The sequence below is a fragment of the Mycolicibacterium vinylchloridicum genome, from assembly GCF_013404075.1.
Lineage (GTDB): Bacteria > Actinomycetota > Actinomycetes > Mycobacteriales > Mycobacteriaceae > Mycobacterium > Mycobacterium vinylchloridicum.
The window spans coordinates 1-2,784 of the sequence record NZ_JACBJQ010000143.1 but is presented as its reverse complement, the minus strand read 5'-3'; the positions used below and the strand labels follow the sequence as shown (position 1 = coordinate 2,784).

Here is a 2,784-nt window from a genome sequence, read left to right as displayed (position 1 = left end):
GCATGCTGGCGGTGATCGTCTCCACGACAGCGCGGGCCGGTCCGTCCAACTCCTCCCAGGTCCGGTCCCCGGCCGGGGGCGGGTACACCGTGGCCGGGGACCGCGACCCCGCCGCCTCCACGAAATCCACCTCAACACGCAACACCATCAGATCGCGCTCGGTGGTCACCGTCGCCCAGCGGGCCTGCTCGCGCTCGCGCGCGGGATTTTCGGCGAAGGTCCGGGCAGTGCGCGCCTCGGCGCGGCTGAGTTGGTTGTCCAGCTCGCGCGCTTCGGCGCGGGCGGTGTTGAGGGCGGCGATGTCGGCGTGCACGGCCACCGCCCGGCGGGCTTCGATGTCCTCGGCGGTCACGACGCGATCGGGCCCACCGGCCAGCGCGTGCAGACGTGCGGTGGCGGCGTCACGTTCGGCGCGGGCACGCATGACCGCCACACCAAGGTCGGCTGCGTCGGCGGCCAGGTCGCCGCGACGTTCGCGGTAGGCCTGGGCGAGGTTGGGGTCGTTTTCGCTCTCGGCCCGGGTGATGAGCTTTTCCAGCTGGGTCATGCGGTTCTGCTGGCCCTCGTAGGCGGCTTCGGCGGCCACCCAATCGGCGTGGGCGTGCGCCAGATTGTGCTGGGCGGCCCGCTGCTCGACGTGGCGGCGGTGCAGCGCAATGAGTTCGGCAGCGGCGGCCTGTTCGGCCGGCCCACCGCGGGCGGAGAGCACCGCGTCGGCCAGCGCCCGAAGGCGCGCCTTGGCATCGACACTGCGAGCCCGCAGCTCGGTGATGTCAATGTCGAGATTCGGGGTGATCGCCGGGCGTTCGGTGAGCAGGGAGTAGAAGTCGAGGTCACCGAGGCTGTCGTCGTACTCAGAGACATAACCGAACTCGTCGTCGTAACCGGGATCGCCGCGATCGCCGAGGCCGGCCGGATGGGCGGGCGCCTCGCGCAGCGGGTCCCCGAGCCCGTCGGCGGGGTGGGGGATGTCGGTGTCGATGTCGGCGGCGTAGTGGGTGAGCAGCTCGACGCGGTAGGTCAGCACGCGGGCGTATTCGTCGGGGCGGATCGGGTCGTCGTGCAGCGCGTCGAGCAGGTATTCGGCGGCGGCGGCGAGCAGGTCGGCCGGCGGCCAGTCTGAGGCATTGACCGCGGCGACCAGCGCGGGCCAGGCAGGGTCGCCGGTGATGGTTTCCGCGGCCGTGCTGCCCAAGATGCGGTGCAGCTCGGCGGTCCAGGGCGGGCGTAGCCGCTCGTTGGCGGTGTCGAGCATCGCCGGGGCCAGCGTGCCGGCCAGCCGCCACCACAACGCGGCGGCGGGCAGCTCGTCGGGCAATGCCCCATGGCGGGCCATCGCCTCCTCGACGAGCGCGGTCACGTCGGCGCCGGCGCGGGCGGCCTGATCGAGATGGGTGGACAGCCGGGGCCAGAACGGGTCGGCGGTGATGTTCGGGTCGACGTTGTCGGCCAGGGTGCGCCACCGGGTGGCGCCCTGTCCACCGCTGATCAGCGCGGTGTCGAGGCGCTGGTGCAGCAGGGCCTGGAAGGACGCGGAGCGGTTGGCGTGCTGGGTGGGTCCGGTGATGCGGGTGTCGGCCGGGTCGACGTCGTGGGCGGCGCGGAACACCGCGATTTCGGCGAGCAGTCCGGGTCGCTGTCCAGCCAGCGGGCGCGCCCACACCGGGGCGGTGGCCGAGGTCCAGGCGCGGGCCTGTTCGCGGATCTGTTCGGCGACCTCGTCGACGAGCTGGGCGCGCGCGGCGAGGTAGCGCGCCCATGCCGAGTCATCCTGCAGGACGGTGGGAATCGAGGGCAGCCAGCGCAGTGGCCCGACGATATCGAGAGCGCTGTCAACGGGGGTGGGCAGGCGCCAATCGAGCACCGCGGCGGGGTCGCTGGCGTTACCCAGCGGGCGTTGCGCGGCGTGTGCCAGCGCCTGCTGGGGGTCGTGGCCGTCGAGGGCCAGCAGGGCCAGGTTGCGCCGCAGTACCGGCCATGCTTCGGCGCTGGTGAGTTCGGGACGCAAGGCGGTGGCGGCGGCGTCGATACGGGCCATGGTGTCGGTGCCGGCGAGCTGCTCGGCGGCACTGGACAGCGCGTCGGTGTACATGTCGGCGGCGCGGGCCAGGCGGGTGAACGGATCGCGCTCGGCGCGCTGCACGCCGTGCGCGGAGACCTGTGCGCCGTCGCGGCGCAGGATGCCCGAAAGGATGTCCACCGCGGTCGGGGGGTGGGTGGCTTTGGGGGTGAGGATGGCGTGCGGGTCGGCCTCGCTGGTGGAGAAATAGATGTGGTTTTCGGCCTTGCCGCGGGTGAGCGCAACGTAGAGCTGTTGGCGCGTCATCGCGTCGGTGCCGACGACGTGGCATTCGTGCCGCGCAGTCCATCCTTGGGCGCCGTTGATGGTGCGCGCATAGCCCAACGTGGTGTTGGTGGCCACATAGCGGGCGGGCAGCCGAATGACGGATTCGGTGTCGTCCCCGGTGAGCCGGGACACCGAGATCCTGCCTCGGTCGTCGATGTCTTTGATGATCCAGAGCTGACCGTTTTTGACCCAGCCACCGCTGGGCAGGCGCAGCCAACGGGCGTTGTCGCGGGTCAAGATGCGGTCCCCGACACTGGCGGTCAACCCGTCGGAGAGGGTGACGGTGCGGGTGTTGTCCGGGTGCGGTTCGCGGCGCAGCCGGTCCAGGCGGGCACGTTCGTTGAGTTCGGCGACCATCGGGTTGGTGGGCGCGATCAGCAGCGCGTCGCGGCCCACGGTGACCGCGTCCGACCATGCCTGATACGCCATGTCGGCGG

At 71.8% G+C, this 2,784-nt stretch carries 1 pseudogene; it reads right to left on the bottom strand.

The features are described from left to right. Positions 1 to 2,784 (bottom strand): annotated as a pseudogene (locus tag HPC46_RS34065) (MobF family relaxase); the annotation flags it as partial.